The sequence below is a fragment of the Sphingobium limneticum genome, from assembly GCF_008710155.1.
Classification (GTDB): domain Bacteria; phylum Pseudomonadota; class Alphaproteobacteria; order Sphingomonadales; family Sphingomonadaceae; genus Sphingobium; species Sphingobium limneticum.
Window position 1 is genome coordinate 44,109 of sequence record NZ_VYPZ01000014.1, and the last position, 18,223, is coordinate 62,331.

Annotated in this window: 17 protein-coding genes and 1 tRNA gene; 7 read left to right on the forward strand and 11 right to left on the reverse strand. The window is 64.6% G+C overall.

What is annotated here, in order from left to right; translation table 11 throughout:
* Position 1: 1 nt before the first annotated feature.
* The 4 genes from glk to F4U94_RS15985 form a co-directional block, all read right to left on the reverse strand.
* Entirely contained in the window at positions 2-976 is a 975-nt protein-coding gene (gene glk, locus F4U94_RS15970) for a glucokinase (RefSeq protein ID WP_120249551.1), read from the reverse strand.
* A 120-nt stretch (positions 977-1,096) separates the two neighbouring features.
* The gene (edd, locus tag F4U94_RS15975; RefSeq protein ID WP_120249552.1) at positions 1,097-2,923 is read right to left on the reverse strand and encodes a phosphogluconate dehydratase; all 1,827 of its coding nucleotides are present in this window, start codon (positions 2,921-2,923) and stop codon (positions 1,097-1,099) included.
* Positions 2,916-4,379 carry a glucose-6-phosphate dehydrogenase gene (gene zwf, locus F4U94_RS15980; protein WP_120249553.1) on the reverse strand — a complete coding sequence of 488 codons (1,464 nt, stop codon included), beginning with the start codon at positions 4,377-4,379 and terminating at the stop codon, positions 2,916-2,918. The genes edd and zwf overlap by 8 nt, the downstream gene beginning before the upstream one ends.
* 171 nt (positions 4,380-4,550) lie before the next feature.
* Positions 4,551-4,985, reverse strand: a complete 435-nt coding sequence (locus F4U94_RS15985) for a MerC domain-containing protein (protein ID WP_120249554.1) — start codon at positions 4,983-4,985, stop codon at positions 4,551-4,553.
* 154 nt (positions 4,986-5,139) lie between these two features.
* Between F4U94_RS15985 and F4U94_RS15990 the strand changes: the two genes are divergently transcribed.
* Positions 5,140-5,224: transfer RNA gene (locus tag F4U94_RS15990), tRNA-Leu, on the forward strand.
* Positions 5,225-5,303: 79 nt separating this feature from the next.
* A complete protein-coding gene (locus tag F4U94_RS15995) occupies positions 5,304-5,489 on the forward strand; it encodes a hypothetical protein (RefSeq protein WP_120249555.1) in 186 nt (61 codons plus the stop codon).
* 228 nt (positions 5,490-5,717) lie between these two features.
* Here the strand turns inward: F4U94_RS15995 and F4U94_RS16000 are convergent, their stop codons facing one another.
* Positions 5,718-6,854 carry a pyridoxal phosphate-dependent aminotransferase gene (locus F4U94_RS16000; protein ID WP_120251958.1) on the reverse strand — a complete coding sequence of 379 codons (1,137 nt, stop codon included), beginning with the start codon at positions 6,852-6,854 and terminating at the stop codon, positions 5,718-5,720.
* Between the two features lie 56 nt (positions 6,855-6,910).
* On the opposite strand from F4U94_RS16000, the gene F4U94_RS16005 reads away from it, so the two are divergent.
* Positions 6,911-7,174, forward strand: coding sequence for a hypothetical protein (locus F4U94_RS16005; protein WP_120249556.1), 264 nt, complete (start codon positions 6,911-6,913; stop codon positions 7,172-7,174).
* Between the two features lie 23 nt (positions 7,175-7,197).
* Here F4U94_RS16005 and pgl read toward each other — a convergent pair whose 3' ends face one another.
* The 5 genes from pgl to F4U94_RS16030 form a co-directional block, all read right to left on the reverse strand.
* Entirely contained in the window at positions 7,198-7,890 is a 693-nt protein-coding gene (pgl, locus tag F4U94_RS16010; RefSeq protein WP_120249557.1) for a 6-phosphogluconolactonase, read from the reverse strand.
* A gap of 4 nt (positions 7,891-7,894) precedes the next feature.
* Positions 7,895-8,374: a YbaK/EbsC family protein gene (locus tag F4U94_RS16015; RefSeq protein WP_120249558.1), complete on the reverse strand. Its 480-nt coding sequence runs from the start codon at positions 8,372-8,374 to the stop codon at positions 7,895-7,897.
* Complete coding sequence (gene galE / locus F4U94_RS16020) at positions 8,371-9,366, reverse strand: UDP-glucose 4-epimerase GalE (RefSeq protein ID WP_120249559.1); 996 nt, start codon at positions 9,364-9,366, stop codon at positions 8,371-8,373. Before galE ends, F4U94_RS16015 begins: the two co-directional genes overlap by 4 nt.
* Positions 9,367-9,459: 93 nt before the next feature.
* Complete coding sequence (locus F4U94_RS16025) at positions 9,460-11,637, reverse strand: 3-hydroxyacyl-CoA dehydrogenase NAD-binding domain-containing protein (protein ID WP_150412012.1); 2,178 nt, start codon at positions 11,635-11,637, stop codon at positions 9,460-9,462.
* 138 nt (positions 11,638-11,775) lie between these two features.
* Entirely contained in the window at positions 11,776-12,984 is a 1,209-nt protein-coding gene (locus tag F4U94_RS16030) for an acetyl-CoA C-acetyltransferase (protein WP_120251959.1), read from the reverse strand.
* Between the two features lie 246 nt (positions 12,985-13,230).
* Between F4U94_RS16030 and F4U94_RS16035 the strand changes: the two genes are divergently transcribed.
* Positions 13,231-14,922: an MFS transporter gene (locus F4U94_RS16035; protein ID WP_232015842.1), complete on the forward strand. Its 1,692-nt coding sequence runs from the start codon at positions 13,231-13,233 to the stop codon at positions 14,920-14,922.
* Positions 14,923-14,931: 9 nt separating this feature from the next.
* On the opposite strand, the gene F4U94_RS16040 is transcribed toward F4U94_RS16035, so the two are convergent.
* Positions 14,932-15,531 carry a nucleotidyltransferase family protein gene (locus F4U94_RS16040; RefSeq protein WP_120251961.1) on the reverse strand — a complete coding sequence of 200 codons (600 nt, stop codon included), beginning with the start codon at positions 15,529-15,531 and terminating at the stop codon, positions 14,932-14,934.
* Between the two features lie 154 nt (positions 15,532-15,685).
* Between F4U94_RS16040 and folE the strand changes: the two genes are divergently transcribed.
* The 3 genes from folE to F4U94_RS16055 are packed head-to-tail and all read left to right on the forward strand — an operon-like array spanning position 15,686 to position 17,943.
* Complete coding sequence (gene folE / locus F4U94_RS16045; protein WP_120249561.1) at positions 15,686-16,291, forward strand: GTP cyclohydrolase I FolE; 606 nt, start codon at positions 15,686-15,688, stop codon at positions 16,289-16,291.
* Positions 16,288-17,127: an SDR family oxidoreductase gene (locus F4U94_RS16050; RefSeq protein WP_120249562.1), complete on the forward strand. Its 840-nt coding sequence runs from the start codon at positions 16,288-16,290 to the stop codon at positions 17,125-17,127. The genes folE and F4U94_RS16050 overlap by 4 nt, the downstream gene beginning before the upstream one ends.
* Positions 17,128-17,163: 36 nt before the next feature.
* The gene (locus tag F4U94_RS16055) at positions 17,164-17,943 is read left to right on the forward strand and encodes an enoyl-CoA hydratase-related protein (RefSeq protein ID WP_120249563.1); all 780 of its coding nucleotides are present in this window, start codon (positions 17,164-17,166) and stop codon (positions 17,941-17,943) included.
* Positions 17,944-18,223 lie beyond the last annotated feature (280 nt).

Consider the following 18,223-nt stretch of genomic DNA (forward strand, 5'->3'; position numbering starts at 1 on the left):
ATCACTTCTCCCTGAACGCTGCGGCAGCGCCGAACAGCCCTATTTCATCATGAATGGCGCAGCGGATCGGCACGGTCGCCATCAGGCTTTCGAACCGGCCCTTCGCCTTGAAGCGAGTGTGGAACCCGCTCGTTTGCAGAAAATCCTTCATCCGCTGAGTCAGGCCGCCGGCCAGCACCACGCTGTGCGGGCCATGGGCCAGCGCCAGATCGCCCGCGACGGAGCCATAGCAAAGGCAGAAGCGGTCGAGCGCGCGGCGGGCGAATTCGTCGCTGCCATCGAGCGCCGCCTGCCATAATTCTGGGTCTTCCATCAGCATGACCCGATCATGGCCGATCGTCGCCAGCGCTTTGTAGATATAATTGAGGCCGGGCCCGGACACGATCCGTTCGGTCGACACCCGCAGGAACTTGTCGCGCAGGTAAGAGAGGATCTTCTCCTCGATATGGTCGAGCGGGGCGAAGTCGAGATGGCCGCCTTCCGTCGCGATCACATGGGGATGGCCCTGATCATAAGCGATCATCGCGACGCCCAGGCCCGTGCCGGGGCCAAGGATGGTCACGCCGCCATCGGTGGGGAAGGGGCGATCCTCCCCGAACAGCAAAGGCAGGTTTTCGGCCGGCAGGCGGGATACCGCATGGGCCACCGCCTCGAAATCGTTGACGAGGCGTACGGTATCGACGCCGATGTCGCTGGCCAGCGTATCGGCGCGGATCACCCAATTGCTGTTGGTCAGCTTGATGACGTCGCGCCCGATCGCGGTGGCGAAGGCGATGGAGGCGGCGCGAGGCAGGTCGCCGTCGCCTTCCTTCTGTTCGTCCTGCGCGAAGGCGGCCCAGCAGGCTTGCAGGCTGGGATAGTCGGCGACCTTATATTTGCGCACGGTGCCGAGCGTCGGCACGCCCTTTTCATCGAGCGAGGCGCGGGCGAAGCGGGCGTTGGTTCCGCCGATGTCGGCGGCGATGATGTCGGTCATGTTCAGACCCTTTCTATTCGTCATCCCCGCGAAGGCGGGGATCCATCTCCGGGCCTAGAGGCTGGCCGCGATGTCAGGAGATGGATTCCCGCCTTCGCGGGAATGACGAGGATTAATGGTTCAAATCTCGCTTTCCATCGCCGCCAGGATCGGCGACGCGCCCTGTTCGGCCAGATCGCTATGATGGCGGAAGAGGGCGAACAGTTCGCGGCCGGTGTCGTAGGGCGGGGGCGGAGCGGCGGGGATGTCCCGTGCGTCCCATGTCGCCGCATCGACCAGCGCCGTGACGTCGCCCGTCTCCGCGCAGACCCGCACCAGATCGCCATCGCGCAGCTTGCCGATCGCGCCGCCCGCCAAGGCTTCGGGCGACAGATGGATGGCGGCGGGCACCTTGCCGGATGCGCCGGACATGCGGCCGTCGGTCAGCAAGGCGACCTTGAACCCGCGATCCTGCAAGACGCCCAGCGCCGGGGTCAGCTTGTGCAGTTCCGGCATGCCGTTGGCCTTTGGCCCCTGGAAGCGGACCACGACCACGACGTCGCGCTCCAGTTCGCCGGCCTTGAACGCGCGCAGCACATCGTCCTGATCGTGGAAGACGGCGGCGGGCGCCTCGATCGTCCAGCGTTCCTTGTCCACCGCGCTCACCTTCATGACGCAGCGGCCCAGATTGCCCTCCAGCAGCTTCATGCCGCCATCGGCCTGGAACGGGTTGGCGGCGGGGCGAAGGATCGCTTCGTCGCGCGACGCAGGCACGTCGCGCCACACCAGCTTTTCGTCTTCCAGCACCGGTTCCTGCCCATAGCCGGCCATGCCGCCGCGCGCGACGGTCAGGATATCGCCATGCAGCAGTCCGGCGCCCAGCAATTCGCGGATCACGAAGCTGATGCCGCCGGCCGCATGGAAATTATTCACGTCGCCCGAACCATTGGGATAGACGCGCGCGAGCAGCGGCACGACGTCCGAAATCTCGGCAAAGTCGGTCCAGTCGATATGGATGCCCGCCGCCCGCGCGATGGCGGGCAAATGGATGGCATGATTGGTCGATCCGCCCGTCGCCATCAGGCCGATGATCGCGTTGACGATCGCCTTTTCATCGATGCAATGGCCCAGTGGACGATAATCGTCGCCATCCCAGCCCATTTCCGCAATGCGATGCGTCGCCGCGCGGGTCAGTTCGGTGCGGAGCTTCGTACCTGGATGGACGAATGAGGCGGCGGGCATGTGCAGGCCCATCATCTCCATCATCATCTGGTTGCTATTGGCCGTGCCGTAGAAGGTGCAGGTGCCCGCGCCATGGTAGGAGGCGCTTTCGGATTCCAGCAGTTCGTCCTTGCCGACTTTTCCTTCGGCATAAAGCTGGCGGATGCGCACCTTTTCCTTGTTGGCGAGGCCCGATGGCATCGGGCCGGCCGGGATCAGGATGGTCGGCAGATGACCGAAACGCAGCGCGCCGATCAGCAGGCCCGGCACGATCTTGTCGCAAATGCCCAGCAGCATCGCGCCTTCGAACATGGCGTGGCTGAGCGCGACTGCGGTGCCGAGCGCGATCGTGTCGCGGCTGAACAGCGACAGGTCCATGCCCGCCTGTCCCTGCGTCACGCCGTCGCACATGGCCGGCACGCCGCCGGCCACCTGCGCCGTGGCGCCGACTTCGCGCGCGGCGATCTTGATGATCTCCGGATAGCGGCCATAGGGCTGATGCGCCGATAGCATGTCGTTATAGGACGTCACGATGCCGATGTTCATCGCCGCGCCGGTGCGGATCACCGCCTTGTCGTCGCCGCTGGCGGCAAAGGCGTGGGCCAGATTGCCGCAGGACAGTTGCGCGCGATTGGTGCCGGCGTCGCGGCCCCGTTCGATCAGGTCCAGATATTTCAGACGCGAAGCGGCGCTGCGCTGCACGATGCGGTCGGTGACCTTTGCGATCACCGGATTCAATTCAGTCATGCCAGCTGGCTCCGTCTCGTTCGATTAGGGCAATGGCCGAAGACGGACCCCAGTTCCCCGAAGAATAGGCGGCGGGCTTCACATTGGCCTCTTTCCACCCGTCGATGATCGAATCGATCCATGTCCATTGCGCCTCCACCTCGTCACGGCGGACAAAGAGGGTCTGGTCACCGGCCAGCAGGTCCAGGATCAATCGTTCGTAAGCGATGCGGCGGCGCTGCCCGGCAAAGGCGGCGGTCAGCGAGACGTCCAGCGTCACCTCGTCCAGCTTCACCTGCCGTTCCAGCCCCGGCCTTTTGCTCATGATGGCGAGGCGGATATATTCCTCCGGCTGCAAGCGTATGACCAGCGTGTTCGGCTCCAGCCCCGTACCATGCCCGTCGCGGCCGAAGATGCTGTGACGCACCGGCTTGAACTGGATCACGATTTCGGACTGGCGCGCGGGCATGCGCTTGCCGGTGCGCAGGTAGAAGGGCACACCCTGCCAGCGCCAATTGTCGATATAGGCCTTCAAGGCCACGAACGTCTCGGTATCGGACGGCTGGCCCAGTTCGTCGGCATAGCCGGTGACGATCTGACCACTGACGGCGCCCGGCGTATATTGGCCGCGCACGCTGTGCGTCTTGACCGTTTCGTCGGTCATGGGACGCAGCGATCGCAGCACCTTCACCTTCTCGTCGCGCACGGCGGTCGGGTCCATGCGGGCGGGCGGCTCCATGGCGATGATCGACAGAATTTGCAGGATGTGATTCTGCACCATGTCGCGCAGCGCGCCCACGCCGTCATAATAGGAGACGCGGCCTTCCAGCCCGACCGTCTCACCCACGGTGATCTGCACATGGTCGATCGCCGTGGTGTTCCACAGCGGTTCGAACATGACGTTGCCAAAGCGCAGCGCCAGCAGATTCTGGACCGTTTCCTTGCCCAGATAATGGTCGACGCGGAAAATCTGGCTTTCGGCGAACAGGGCGCCGATGCCGTCATTCACGACCTTCGATGAGGCGAGATCCTTGCCGATCGGCTTTTCCATCGCGATCCGCGTGTGCGGCGTGATGAGGCCGGCGTCGGCCAGGCCCTGCGCGGTCGGTGCGAAGAGCGAGGGCGGGGTGGAGAGATAGACCGACAGGCCGCGCTCCAGCCGACCGTCGATCCGCTGGGCCAGTTTCGCGAACTGGTCGGCATTGCCGGCATCGACCGGTTGATAGCCGATCATCGCGCCGAAGCGGGCGGCGACATCGGCATCATAGCGGTCGGCGGCCAGGAACTGGCGCAGCGCATCGTCCACCTCCTTGCGGAAGGCGGCGTCGTCCATTTCGGATCGGCCGGACGCGACGATCAGGAAATCGTCAGGCAGCAGCCCATCGGACAGCAGATTGTAGAGCGAGGGAAATATCATCCGGCGCGCCAGATCGCCGGTGGCACCAAATAACAGGAACGTAGCAGACGGCTCGGTCAAAGGATGGTCCTTCTCCGTTTTTGAAATTATCTATGTCTGCACGGCCGCCCTTATAGCGCGCGCGGATCGTTACGCAAGAAGGCTATCGTGGAAGCCGGTTTGCAGCAACATCATGACAGGGCGGTTGTCGCAAGCGCCGGATATTTCGCGAATCGGATCAGGCGGACCGCTTTACCGGGCCAGCCCGCGCCGCCAGTTGAGGATGTGTGCGCCCGCCAGCATCAGGCTGCCCGCGACGGTCCAGAGGGTTTCGGCCAGCGCATCTTCAGCGATGAGGGCGCCGACGCTCATCAGCGTCAGTCCGGCGATTCCGATCAGCAGGGGCGCCCACCCGCCATGGCGACGCCGGCCCTGCACCAGTGCGAACAGGCTGGTCGGCACCGCCAGCGCCAGCATGACGAGGTGGAAGGATTCGCCCGGATCGATGCGACTGGCGAATGCGGGGAGGAGCGCGAACAGCAGCGGCAGGCCCAGGCAGTGCAGGGTGCAGAGCGAGGAAGCGCAGAGCGCGAGGCCGTCCATCCAGGCGGTGGGTGCGCGCGAGACGCTCCCGTCCTGCGCGCTCGGGCAGTGCGCGGCGGGCTGCTGGTCGGGGAAGGAGGCCATGACGATCCAATCAATGATATAACATTACATATTCTGGGCGGCATGTGGGCGCGACACCCCATGCTGTCAAGCGACGGGAGGGCCTTTTATGCCTCATGCTGATTTTCGGCTGGACGCCCGCGCCGGATTTTGTCATTTGCGCCGAACCAGCCGTGCGGGTGTGGTGAAACTGGTAGACGCGCCGGACTCAAAATCCGGTTCCGCAAGGAGTGTCGGTTCGATTCCGACCACCCGCACCACTGGCATTCCCGACATTGTAGTTTCGATTATCGGGGTCCCACTGTCGCGGACGGCCTGCGGCCATGCTATGCCGATTCCATGAAGGCTCGTCATATTCTGCCGCCCTTGCTGTTCGGTCTGTTTGTGCTGATCGTCATCAGCGTGGGCGATGCGCTCTTCTGGAGCGTGCCCCACGCGATCGAAAAACTCCCGCCGCGCTTGTTGACGGTGGCGGTTTTGACGGGGCTGTGGCTGGTGCATCTCTACAAGCGCACGGTGCGGTGATTTGAAGGGGCGGACGGGCTGGAAGCGGGCTATCGCAGGCGCTTGACTTTCCCTCTCCCGTTTTCACGGGAGAGGCTACGGAGACTTGGCAGCTTGCTGCCTAGTCGATGTCGGTGAGGGTCTTCTTTCTGGAAGCCAATCTCAGGAAAGTTGGACAGAACACCCTCACCCAACCCTCTCCCGTGAAGACGGGAGAGGGCTAAGAAAGCGGGCCTTTTCCGTCAACGCTTAACGCCCGCCCTGCGCCTGGAACCATGGCACCATGCGCGCGATCGCATCCTCGACCCGATCCGTCGATACCGCGAAGCTGAAGCGGATGAAGCGGTGGCCGTCCACGGGATCGAAGTCCACGCCCGGCGCCGTCGCCACCCCGGTTTCGCGCAACAGCTTCTGGCAGAAACTCAGGCTGTCATTGGTCAGATGGCTGATGTCGGCATAGATGTAGAAGGCCCCGTCGGGCGGCGCGATGCTGGCAAGGCCGAGCGCGGGCAGGGCGTCCAGCAGCAATTGCCGGTTGCGGCGATAGTTGTCGACATGCCCCTCCAACTCCTCGGTACAATCGAAGGCGGTCAGGCCCGCGCGCTGCGCCAGCACCGGCGGCGTCAGGAACAGGTTGCCCATCCGCGCCCGCGCCACGTCGATCAGCGCTGGCGGCACCACGATCCAGCCCAGCCGCCAGCCGGCCATGCTGTAATATTTGGAAAAGCTGTTCACGATCAGTGCGTCGGGCGCATATTCCAGCATCGACCGGGCCGGCTCGCCGAAGCTGAGGCCATGATAGATTTCGTCGGAAATGATACGGATGCCGCGGTCCGCGCAGACCTGCGCGATTCGCGCCAGCTCGTCCGCTGGGATGATCGTGCCGGTGGGATTGGCGGGGCTGGCGAGGATCAGGCCATCGGGGGCGGGATCGATCGCGGCCAGCGCGTCGGCGCTGATCTGGTAGCGTTCGGCGGGGCCGCAGGCGACCTCCACCGGTTCCAGATAGAGCGCCTTCAGATTGTTGCGATAGGCGACATAGCCCGGCCGCGCGGTGGCGACGCGGGCACCGGGCGCGAACAGGCTGGTCAGCGCCAGCACAAGGCCAGGCGACGCGCCGCAGGTCAGCAGTATCTGTTCCGGATCGACCGCCACGCCATGCGCCTCACCATAATGGCGCGCGATCCGTTCCTTCAGCGCCGGGCTTTCCCAATAGCCCATCGGTTCGGTGTCCAGCACGCGGTGCGCGACGGCGATCGCTTCGGCCGGCGCGCCGGTCGACGGCTGGCCGAATTCCATGTGCAGGATGGATCGCCCCTGCGCTTCGAGGGCATGGGCCTCGCGGCTGATCGCGATGGCGTGGAAGGGGGAGATGTCGGCAACCATGGCCGGGACGTAGAGTGCCGCCGCAACCATGTCCATAAGGCGGGCGTTGTGCCGCCATGGATCAGACGCTGCTCACCGTCCTGCAATATTATGGTGCGGGGGCGGCGACCATCGCGGCGCTGGTCGTTTCGCTCAATCTGGGCCGACGCATAACCGGATGGGCATTCGTGCTGTTCGTCACCAGTTCGATCGCGCTGATCGGCTGGGGATTTCTGGACAAGGATAGCGAGGGGATCGGCTGGCAGAATATTGCGCTGCTGGGGATCAATGCCGTGGGTGTGTGGCGCTATCTGATTTCCAAACATGACGTGCGGGATTAAATCCTCCCCTGCAAGGAGAGGAATTACGCGTCTGCGATCCACACCTCGACCGGCACATCGTCTTGCAACAGCGCCAGTCGGATCGGCAGTTCCTCCACGGCGCCGCCCGCCAGTGCGCGATCATAGACGGCCTTCTTCCCTGCGCCGCTGATTTGCAGGAAGATATGGCGGCTCTGCACGATCGCATGGGCGGTCAGGGACATGCGCTGGTGCGGCGCGACAGGTGGCGTGGCGGCGATGGTCAGCGCCTTGCTCGCCAACCCGTCCGCCAGTTCCTTGCCTTCTGGGAAGAGCGAGGCGGTATGGCCGTCATCGCCCATGCCCAGCAATATGATGTCGAGCGGCCAGGGCAGTGTGGCGAACTCCGCCTCCACCGCAGCCTGCCCGGCATAGGCATCCGCCGCGTCATTCTTCATCGGCACGAAGCGGGCCTTTGCCGCCGCTCCCTGCAACAATGTCTCGCGCACCAGACGTTCATTGCTGTCGGCACTGTCGGGCGCGACCCAGCGTTCGTCCACCAGCGTCACGACGACCTTGCTCCAGTCGAGGTCGACCGCGCTGAGCGCCTCCAGCACCGGGCGGGGCGAACGGCCGCCTGAGACGGCGATGCTGGCGACCCCGCGCGCGGCGATTCCCTCGGCCAGCAGCGTGGCGATGCGCGTGGCGATATCGGCGGCGGCCTGCGCCCCGGTGGCGAAAAGATGTTCGGTCGGCATGAGGCTACTCCGCGATGGCGTCTGGTAGGGTGCAAATGTCCACCCATGTCGCGCCGGTCAAGGCCGCCAGTCGATCCGGCGTCAGTTCGACCGACGTGGTGCGCGACCCGGCGGCCGGAAAGACGGTGGCGAAATCGCGCAGCGACACGTCGCAATAGACGGGCAGGGGCGTGGGCAGGCCGAACGGGCACACGCCGCCGACCGGATGGCCGGTCAATTCCTCCACCTCATGCCCGCCCAGCATGCGCGGTTTCGCGCCCAGCGCCGCCTTGGCCTTGCCATTGGACAGGCGCGCGTCGCCGCGTGCGCAGACCAGTACGACCGTATCGCCGATGCGCAGCGACAGCGTCTTGGCGATCCGCGCCGGTTCCACGCCCAGCGCGGCGGCAGCGTCCGCCACCGTCGCGGTGCTGACACCCTGATCGATCAGGCTGACGTCGGGGGCATGGGTCGCGAAGAAAGCGCGGACGCTCGCCTCGCTCATCCGCGCTCGCCCAGCTTGCGCTCCCAGGCCAGCGCATGGGTCACGATCTGGTCCAGATCGGCATGGCGCGGCGTCCAGGGGAATGTCCGCAGAATCGCGCCATTGTCCGAAATCAACTGGCCCGGATCGCCTGCCCGGCGCGGCGCCATGACCCGCTTGATCGGATTGTTGGTCGCGCGGTCGACCGCATCCAGCACTTCCAGCACTGAAAAGCCCCGGCCATAGCCGCAATTGAGCAGATGATTGCGCGTCGGCTCGGCGATCAGTGCCTCCAGCGCGAGCAGATGCGCGGCGGCCAGATCGGTGACATGGATATAATCGCGCACGCCCGTGCCGTCGGGCGTATCGAAATCCGTGCCGAACACGCCGACGCTTTCCCGCTTGCCCAGCGCGGCTTCGACCGCGACCTTGATCAGGTGGGTCGCGCCGGCGGTCGACTGGCCGGTCCGACCCTGCGGATCGGCGCCCGCGACGTTGAAATAGCGCAGCGCACAGAAGTTCATCGGATGCGCCGCCGCCACATCGCGCAGCATATATTCGGTCATCAGCTTCGACATGCCATAGGGATTGATCGGCCGCTGCGGCGTATCCTCCCGCACAGCCTCTACATCCGGCGTGCCATAGGTGGCGGCAGTGGACGAGAAGATGAAATGCGGCACGCCCACCCGCACCGCGCTCTCGATCAGGTCGCGGGTCTTGGCGCTGTTGTTGTGATAATATTTGAGCGGGTTCTCGACAGATTCCGGCACGACGACAGAGCCGGCGAAGTGCATGATCGCCTTTATGTCATGGTCGCGCAACGTCGCTTCCACCAGCGGCTGGTCGGCAATGTCGCCGCGCACCAGCGGTACCCCTTCAGGTACGGCCCAATCGAAGCCGGTGACCAGATTGTCGATCACCACCACGCCATAGCCGGCGTCCTTGAGCGCCAGCACAGCATGGCTGCCGATATAGCCCGCGCCGCCCGTGACCAGTACCGTGGGTTTGCTCATAAGAAAAAAGTCTCCCCGAAATATTCGGGAAGACCTAGCCGAGTGTCGTTGCGATTTATAGGGGCTGTTCCCCGGCCTTCGCCGGGGAACAGCTTATGCGGCAGCCTGTATGGGTGCCGGCCGATAAAATAGCCCGCCGCTCGCCGCCATGTCGCGCAACTGCTGGGTGGGCGCAAAGCGCGGGCCATGCTCGGCGGCCAGACGGTCCAGCACGGCCACGACGTGGGCGATCCCGACCGTGTCCATATGGCTGAATGGCCCCCCGGTATAAGGCGCAAAACCCCAGCCGAAGATCGCGCCGATGTCGCCATCTTCCGGCGTTTCCAGCACGCCTTCCTCGAAACAGCGGGCGCATTCGATCAGCTGGCGATAGAGGAGGCGTTCTTTCACCGCCTCGACATCGGGCTGTTCGGCCGCGCGCGGGAACATCTCGCCCAGTGCCGGCGACAGATGCTTTTTCGCGCCTTCGGGATAATCGTACCAGCCCTTGCCATTCTTGCGGCCCAGACGTCCGGCCTCGACCATCTTGACCATGATGTCGTCCGACCCCTGGGGCACATAGGCGTCGCCCAGTTCCTTCTTGGCTGCGCTCATGATCTTCCAGCCCAGCTCGATCGATACTTCGTCGCTGACGGCCAGAGGGCCGGTGGGCATCCCCAGCTGCTTGCCGGCATTTTCGATGAGCGCCGGGTTGACGCCTTCGCCGACCAGCTCCGCACCTTCCTGCACATAGGTGCCGAAGCTGCGCGAGGTGTAGAAGCCGCGGCTGTCATGCACGACGATCGGCGTCTTCTTGATCTGGGCGACGAAATCTAGCGCTTTGGCAATGGCGGCCGGGCCGGTCTTTTCGCCCAGGATGATTTCCACCAGCGGCATCTTCTCGACTGGCGAGAAGAAGTGGACGCCGATGAAATTCTCCGGCCTGGTCCAGGCCTGCGCCAATTTGGTGATCGGCAAAGTGGAGGTGTTGGAGCCGAAGATGGTGTCGGCGCCCAGCACGGCTTCGACCTGCTTGGTCACTTCCGCCTTGATGCTCACATCCTCGAACACCGCTTCGATCACGAAATCCGCGCCGGCCAGCGCCGCATAGTCGGTGGTGGGGGTCACGCGGGCCAGCGTGGCTTCCAGCTTTTCGGGCGTCATGCCCTTGCCCAGGCGCTTCTTCAAAACCGCCTCGACATGGGCCTTGCCCTTTTCCGCATAGGCCAGGTCGCGGTCGAACAGGACGACTTCGATCCCCGCCTGCGCCGCGACGGTGGCGATGCCAGCGCCCATCATGCCCGCGCCCAGCATGGCCAGCTTGGTCGTCGCTGCCTTGGGCTGATCCTTGGGGCGGCGCGCACCGCGTTCGGCCGCCTGCTTGTTGACGAAGAGGGTGCGGATCATGTTCGATGCCTGCGGATCGGCGGCGACCTTGGCGAAATATTTGCTTTCGATCCGGATCGCCCGGTCCATCGGCAAGGTGATGCCTTCATAGACGGCCGACAGCAAAGCGATCGGCGCGTTCATGTTGCGCTGCGTCTGTTTCAGCGTCATCGGCAGGGCGCCGGCCATGGTCTGGACGAAGGCGGGGTTGAAGCCGCCCGCGCCGCCCGGAACCTTGAAACCCTTGACGTCCCAGGGCTGGGTGTTGGCGGTCGGGTTGGCCTTCACCCATGCACGCGCAGCTTCGACCGCCGTGCCCTGCGGCACGACCTGATCCACCGCCTTCAGCATCGCCGCTTCGGCCGGGCGGAACAGCTTGCCCTGAAGCATGTACATCAGCGCGGCCTGCACGCCGATCAGGCGCGGCAGGCGCTGCGACCCGCCACCGCCGGGGAAGAGGCCGATCAGGATTTCGGGCAGGCCCAACTGCGTCTTGCTGCTGTCGCCGACGAAACGGCGATGGCAGGCCAGCGCCAGTTCGAACCCGCCACCGACGCAGGTGCCTTCTATGGCGCAGGCGATCGGCTTGCCGCTGGTTTCCAGGCGACGGAACAAAGCGTTCAGCACGAACAGCTTGTCAAAGATCGCGGAGGGGGCAGGGCGTTCCCCATCGCTGGTCGCCAGCGTCGCGCCGAAATATTTCAGGTCCATGCCGGCCATGAAGCCGCTGCCCTTGCCCGACGCGATGACCGCGCCCTTGATGCCCTCTTCCGACGCGATGCGCGTGATCGCGGCATCCATGTCCGCCAGGAAGTCCGGGCCGATGACGTTCATCGACTGGCCGGGCACGTCGATGGTCAGCGTGGCGATGCCGTCGGCGTCGATGTCGAATGTGATGGTGTTCATTGGTATGGCTACCTTTCCCAACATCCGTTCGTCCTGAGTAGCCATTGAGCGAAGTCGAAATGGCGTATCGAAGGATGCTTCGATACGGGACTTCGACAAGCTCAGTCCCTACTCAGCACGAACGGTTTTATTCTTGTTTCAAATACGCTCGATGATGATGCCGGTGCCCATGCCTGCGCCGACGCACAGGTTGATGAGCGCGGTACCCTTGCCCGATCGTTCCAGTTCATCCAGCGCCGTCCCCAGCACCATCGCACCGGTCGCGCCCAGCGGATGGCCCATGGCGATCGCGCCGCCATTCACGTTGATCTTGCTATGGTCGAGGTTCATCGCCTGCATGTAGCGCAGCACGACCGAGGCGAAGGCCTCGTTCAATTCCCACAGATCGATGTCGGCGGCGGTCATGCCCGCGCGGCTCAGCAGCTTGCCCGCGACAAATTCCGGCCCGGTCAGCATGATCAGCGGCTCCGACCCGATCGAGGCCATCGCCTTGATCCGGGCGCGGGGCTTCAGGCCATATTTGTCGCCCATATCCTTGTTGCCGACCAGCACGGCGGCCGCGCCATCGACGATGCCGCTGCTGTTGCCGGCATGGTGGATATGGTTGACCTTTTCCAGTTCGGGGTAGCGCAGCAGGGCGACGGTGTCGAAGCCCGGCATATCCTCGCCCAGCGCGGTAAAGCTGGCCTTCAATGCGCCCAGCGACTGCATCGTCGCATCGGGGCGCATATGTTCGTCATGATCCAGCACGATGCCGCCGATCACATCCTTGACCGGCACGATCGACTTTTTGAACCGGCCTTCGTCCCAGGCCGCCTTGGCGCGCTTCTGGCTTTCGACCGCATAGGCGTCCGCATCGTCGCGGCTGATGCCGAACTTCGTCGCGATCACGTCGGCGCCGATGCCCTGCGGCGCGAAATAGGTCTTATAGGCGACCGCCGGGTCCATCGCCCAGGCGCCGCCGTCGGACGCCATGGGCACGCGGCTCATCGATTCCACGCCGCCGCCGATCGCGAACATCGCCTCACCCGAATAGACTTTGGCGGCGGCCATGTTCACGGCCTCAAGGCCCGAGGCGCAGAAGCGGTTGATCTGCACGCCCGGCACGGTCTGCGCATAATCGGCGTTCAGCACGGCGACGCGGGCGATGTCCGCGCCCTGTTCGCCGACCGGGCTGACGCAGCCCAGGATCACGTCGTCCACGTCCGCCGTGTCGATCTGGCTGCGGTCGCGCACGGCTTCCAGCACCTGCGTCGCCAGCTGAATGGGGGTGATGTCGTGCAGCGACCCGTCGGCCTTGCCCCGGCCACGGGGCGTCCTGACGGCGTCGTAAATATAGGCTTCCATGTTCATTCCCTCTCCGTGGGGGCCGTTCCGGCGCTTCGGATCTCGGTGCTGAATGTATTTACGTTTACGTAAAGTGCAAGTGTCTATTATGCTGCTCGCGGCCGGGCCAGCATGCCGTAGCGGCAGGGTCGCGCATGCGATTTCGCTGTCCAACTCGCTGTCGCATATCCAGGTTTCAGACGTGCGAATCCCCCGTCCGATCGGGTCGCTCCAGGGGGCAGGGGCGAGAAGCGTTGCACCCCGGCCATGGACGGCTATATCGACCTCATGGACAGCGTGACCGAAGCCCCGACCCAGCAATCCCCGTCGCCTTTTTCCATCCCCACTTTCCGCGCGATCTGGACCGCCAGCCTGGCGTCCAATTTCGGCGGCCTGATCCAGTCGGTCGGCGCGGCGTGGATGATGACGTCGCTGCCGGCATCGCCCATGATGATCGCGCTGGTGCCGGCGGCGTCGATGCTGCCGATCATGTTGTTGTCGCTCTGGGCCGGCGCGGTCGCGGACAATCTGGATCGGCGCAAGGTGATGATCGCCTGCCAATGCGCCATGTTGCTGACCTCCGCTTTGCTGGCGATGACGGCCTGGTTCGGGTTGATGACGCCCTGGCTGCTCCTGTCCTTCACCTTCGCGATCGGGTGCGCCACGGCGATCAACGGGCCCGCCTGGCAGGCGTCGGTGGGCGACATGGTGCCGCGTGCTATTCTGCCCAGCGCGGTGGCGATGAACAGCATGGGTTTCAACCTGGCGCGTAGCACAGGGCCGGCGCTGGGCGGCATCATCGTCGCGGCGGCGGGGGCGGCTGCGGCCTTTCTGGTCAATGCGCTCAGTTATGTCGGCCTGCTGGTGGTATTGGCGCGCTGGCGACCCAATTTGCCGCCCAAGCTGCTGCCGCGCGAACGGCTGGGCGTCGCGATGGTCGCGGGCGTGGGATATGTCGCGGCGTCGCCGAACATCAAGCTGGTCCTGCTGCGCAGCGGGGCGTTCGGCCTTGGCGCGGCGGCAGTGTCCGCGCTGATGCCGCTGGTCGCGCGCGATGTGCTGGGCGGCGGGGCGCTGACCTTTGGCGTCACCAGCGGCGCGTTCGGCGTCGGGGCGGTGTTGGGCGCGCTGGGCAGCCGGCGGCTGCGCACCTTTGTGTCGGTCGAAACTTTGGTGCGGTGCGCGGCCCTCTCGATGGCGCTGGGCACGGCGTTGACGGCGATCAGCAGCCTGCTGCCGCTGGCCATTATGGGCTATATGCTGGCTGGAGCGGGCTGGGTTCTGGCGCTGTCCACCTTCAACGTGTCGGTCCAGATGTCGGCGCCGCGCTGGGTGGTGGCGCGCGCGGTGGCGCTGTATCAGATGATAGTCTTTGGCGGCATGGCCGGCGGCGCCTGGCTGTTCGGCTGGGTGGCGGAACATCATGGCGTCGTGACCGGCCTCTATGCCGCCGCCGCCGCGCAGTTCGTCGCCGCGATTCTGGGATTGTGGCGCCCGCTACCGCAGATTGGCGACGACAATCTCGACCCGCGCGGCGATTGGCGGGAGCCGGATACGGTGGTGCCGGTCGAGTCCCGAAGCGGGCCGATCGTCATCACGATCGAATATCGCATTCCGTCCGGATCGATCGTGCCCTTCCTGTCCGCGATGAGCGAACGGCGGCGTATCCGGCGGCGCGATGGCGCCCATGGCTGGCAATTGCTGCGCGATCTGGGCGAACCCAATCTGTGGGTCGAGCGCTATCATGTGTCGACCTGGCTGGACTATGTCCGCCATAATCAGCGCCGCACCGTCGCCGACATCGCCAACAGCGATGCGATCCATGCCCTGCATGAAGGGCCGGACGCACCGGTCGTGCATCGCCGCCTGGAGCGGCAGACGGGGTCGCTGCCGATCAGCCGCGCGCCCGATGCCCGCGAAATGGGGGATGGCCTGACCGATCCGACCCGGTCGAGCTGATCTTCACTGCTATTGCGGCGTTACGGGGCGCCAGCCGGGCACGTCTTCGGGCGTGTCGATATCATGCAATATGTTGCCCATCGTCTCGATCTGGATGCCGTGGCTCAACAAGGCCCGCGCGCCCTGATCCCCTTTCAGCGCCAGCAATTCGGGGAAATGTTTGCGCCCGATAAAGGCCGGAGGCGAAGAGGAAAAACCGTCGGTCGAGGAAACCACGGACCTGATATCCTCCGCCGCCAGGCAGATGCGATTATAATGGGTTTGCGGCACGTCGGGCATGTCGGCCAGGCAGATCAGGATGCCGCGTATCTTGTTATTGGGCATCACATGTTCGACCGCACGCACGATGCTGCCCGATATCCCGTCTTCGGGCTGGTCGTTGACGATGATCGTATAGCCGCGCCGGTCCAGCTTGCGATGGATGACCGGTGCGAATTCGATCGGGCGGACGACCGCGATCAGCTCGGCAAAGGCCATGGACGCGACCGTTTCCAGCACATGCGCCGCCATCGGCTTGCCGCGCAGGTCGGTCATCAGCTTGTCCTCTTCGCCAAAGCGGGAAGAGGTTCCGGCCGCCAGCAGCACGGCGGCAATTCGTTTAGTACGCATGATATGTGAAAGGCAGAGGCATTTTGTCGTGGCGATCCCGTATTGGCCCGATTTGCCACCACTATCATCTTGTGTCCAGCGGTCCGAAAGGCACTGGCCATCGCGCACCCCAGCCGCCATATGCGGGACCAACAGCATAAGGAGTGGCCGGTAGATGGCATGTGACCTGGAAACGGAAACGATCGGCGATGGCAAGGAGCCGGTTCCGGCCGACGTCAGCGAAGCGATCCGCACCCTGATCCGCTGGTCGGGCGACAGCCCCGAACGCGAAGGACTGGTGGAAACCCCCGAGCGCGTCGCGCGCGCCTGGCGCGAATATTGCCGCGGCTATGCCGACGACCCGGCCTATCACCTGTCGCGCATCTTCCATGAAGTGGGCGGTTATGACGATGTCGTGCTGCTCAAGGACATTCCGTTCCAGTCGCATTGCGAACATCATATGGCGCCGATCGTGGGCAAGGCGCATATCGCCTATCTGCCCGGCGACTATGTGGTCGGCATTTCCAAGCTTGCCCGCGTCCTGCACGCCTATGCCAACCGGTTGCAGGTGCAGGAACGGCTGACGTCCGAAGTCGCCAACTGCATCTGGGAACATCTGAAGCCCCAGGGCGTGGCCGTGGTGATAGAAGCGACCCATGGCTGCATGACCGGGCGTGGCGTGCGTACGCCCAATGTCATCATGAAGACCAGCCGCATGCTGGGCGTGTTCCGCGACGATGAAAAGTCGCGGGAGGAAGTGCTGAAGCTCATCGCTTCATGAGTGAGACGGAAGAACCCGCCTATCGCCCGCTGGGCAAGGCGCGCAGCGATGCAGCGCCCGTCGGCGCCCCGCTGGCGCCCAAGCGGCTGGCGCTCGTCACCGGCGGGCACCGGCGGCTGGGCGGCATCATTGCCGCCGCACTGGCCAAAGCGGGCCATTCGCTCGCCATCCATGGCAGCCATGACACGCGGCTCGATTCCCATCTGGCGCTGACCTTCGAGGAGGAAGGGACGGAGTGGGAAGGCTTCGTCGTCGATTTCGCCGATCCCGAAGGGGCAGAGGAACTGGTGGCGCAGGTGGCGGAGCGTTTCGGTCGCCCCCCCGACATATTGATCAACAGCGCCGCCATTTTCGGTCAGGACCGGCTGGAAACCGTCACCGCCGACGATCTGATGCGCCATTATGCGGTCAATTGCGCCGCGCCGACCTTGCTGACCAAGGCGTTTGCGACCGTGCCGGCGGGGGTGGGGGATCGCTGCATCGTCAACATACTCGACCAGCGCATCGATCATCCTCATGCCGATCAGATGGCCTATACCTTGTCCAAGCTGGCGCTGGCGGGCCTTACGCGTACCAGCGCGAACAGTCTGGCGCCCAGGGTCCGCGTGAATGGCGTGGCGCCCGGCCTGACCATCGCGACGCCCGATTATGACGAAGCGCAGATGGAGCGGCTGGCGGACCTGATGCCGCTTGGCCGTCTGCCGCAGGCGGAGCAGATCGCGCAGGCGGTCCTCTATCTGGTGGAAGCGACGGCGGTGACCGGCCAGACCCTCTATGTCGATGGCGGCGCGCACCTTAAAAGCTATGACCGCGATTTCATGTTTCTGGGCCGGTAAAGACCGGCGCGATTTCGACAAATCAGAGGAGAAGGCATGAGCTACGAAACGATTCTGGTCGAACAGCGCGATGCCGTGACGCTGATCACACTCAACCGGCCGCAGGCGCTGAACGCGCTGAACAGCCAGGTGCTCAAGGATCTGAGCGCGGCTTTCTCCGCCTATGATGCCGATCCGACCCAGCATTGTGCGGTCTTGACCGGTAGCGGTGAGAAGGCTTTCGCCGCCGGCGCGGACATCAAGGAAATGGTGGAGAAGCAGGCCGCCGACTTCTTCCTGGAGGATTTCTTCTCCGGCTGGCAGACCGGCGTTGTGGCGACCCGCAAGCCCTGGATCGCGGCGGTGCAGGGCTTTGCGCTGGGCGGCGGGTGCGAGCTGGCGATGATGGCGGACTTCATCATCGCGGGCGATACGGCGAAATTCGGCCAGCCCGAAATCAAGCTGGGCGTGGCGCCGGGCATGGGCGGGTCGCAGCGCCTGACCCGCGCGGTGGGCAAGGCCAAGGCGATGGAAATGTGCCTGACCGGCCGGATGATGGACGCGGCCGAAGCCGAGCGTGCCGGGCTGGTGAGCCGCATCGTACCAGCCGCCGAATTGCTGGACGAAGCGCTCAGGACCGCCGCGACGATCGCCGCGCTGCCGCCGATGGCCGCAATGGTGAACAAGGAAATGGTCAATATCGCCTTCGAAACCGGCCTGGCGCAGGGGCTGCTGACCGAGCGGCGCCTGTTCCAGATCCTCACGGCTACCGAGGACAAGAAGGAAGGCATGACCGCCTTCGTCGAAAAGCGCGCCGGCGTCTGGAAGGGGCGCTAAGCAATTATAGGGAGGGTTCCCCGGCCTGCGCCGGGGAGCCCTCGTTATTAGTCAGCATCGTAGCATCTTAGGATGTGCTGACTTTAAACGCCTTTCACCAGACGCCAATGGATTGAAGGCGGGGTCGTATCTAAGCCTCTCATAATATTTTGATTATCTCGCCAGGCCGTTAGAAAATCTCATTGGTCCGTGGCGGAGTTGCCCGGCACTCTCGTTTCACAAGGAAACGCAGAAACGAACGCGGGAGGGGTCGCCCATCGGTGCGCCCTCCTTGCTGCTG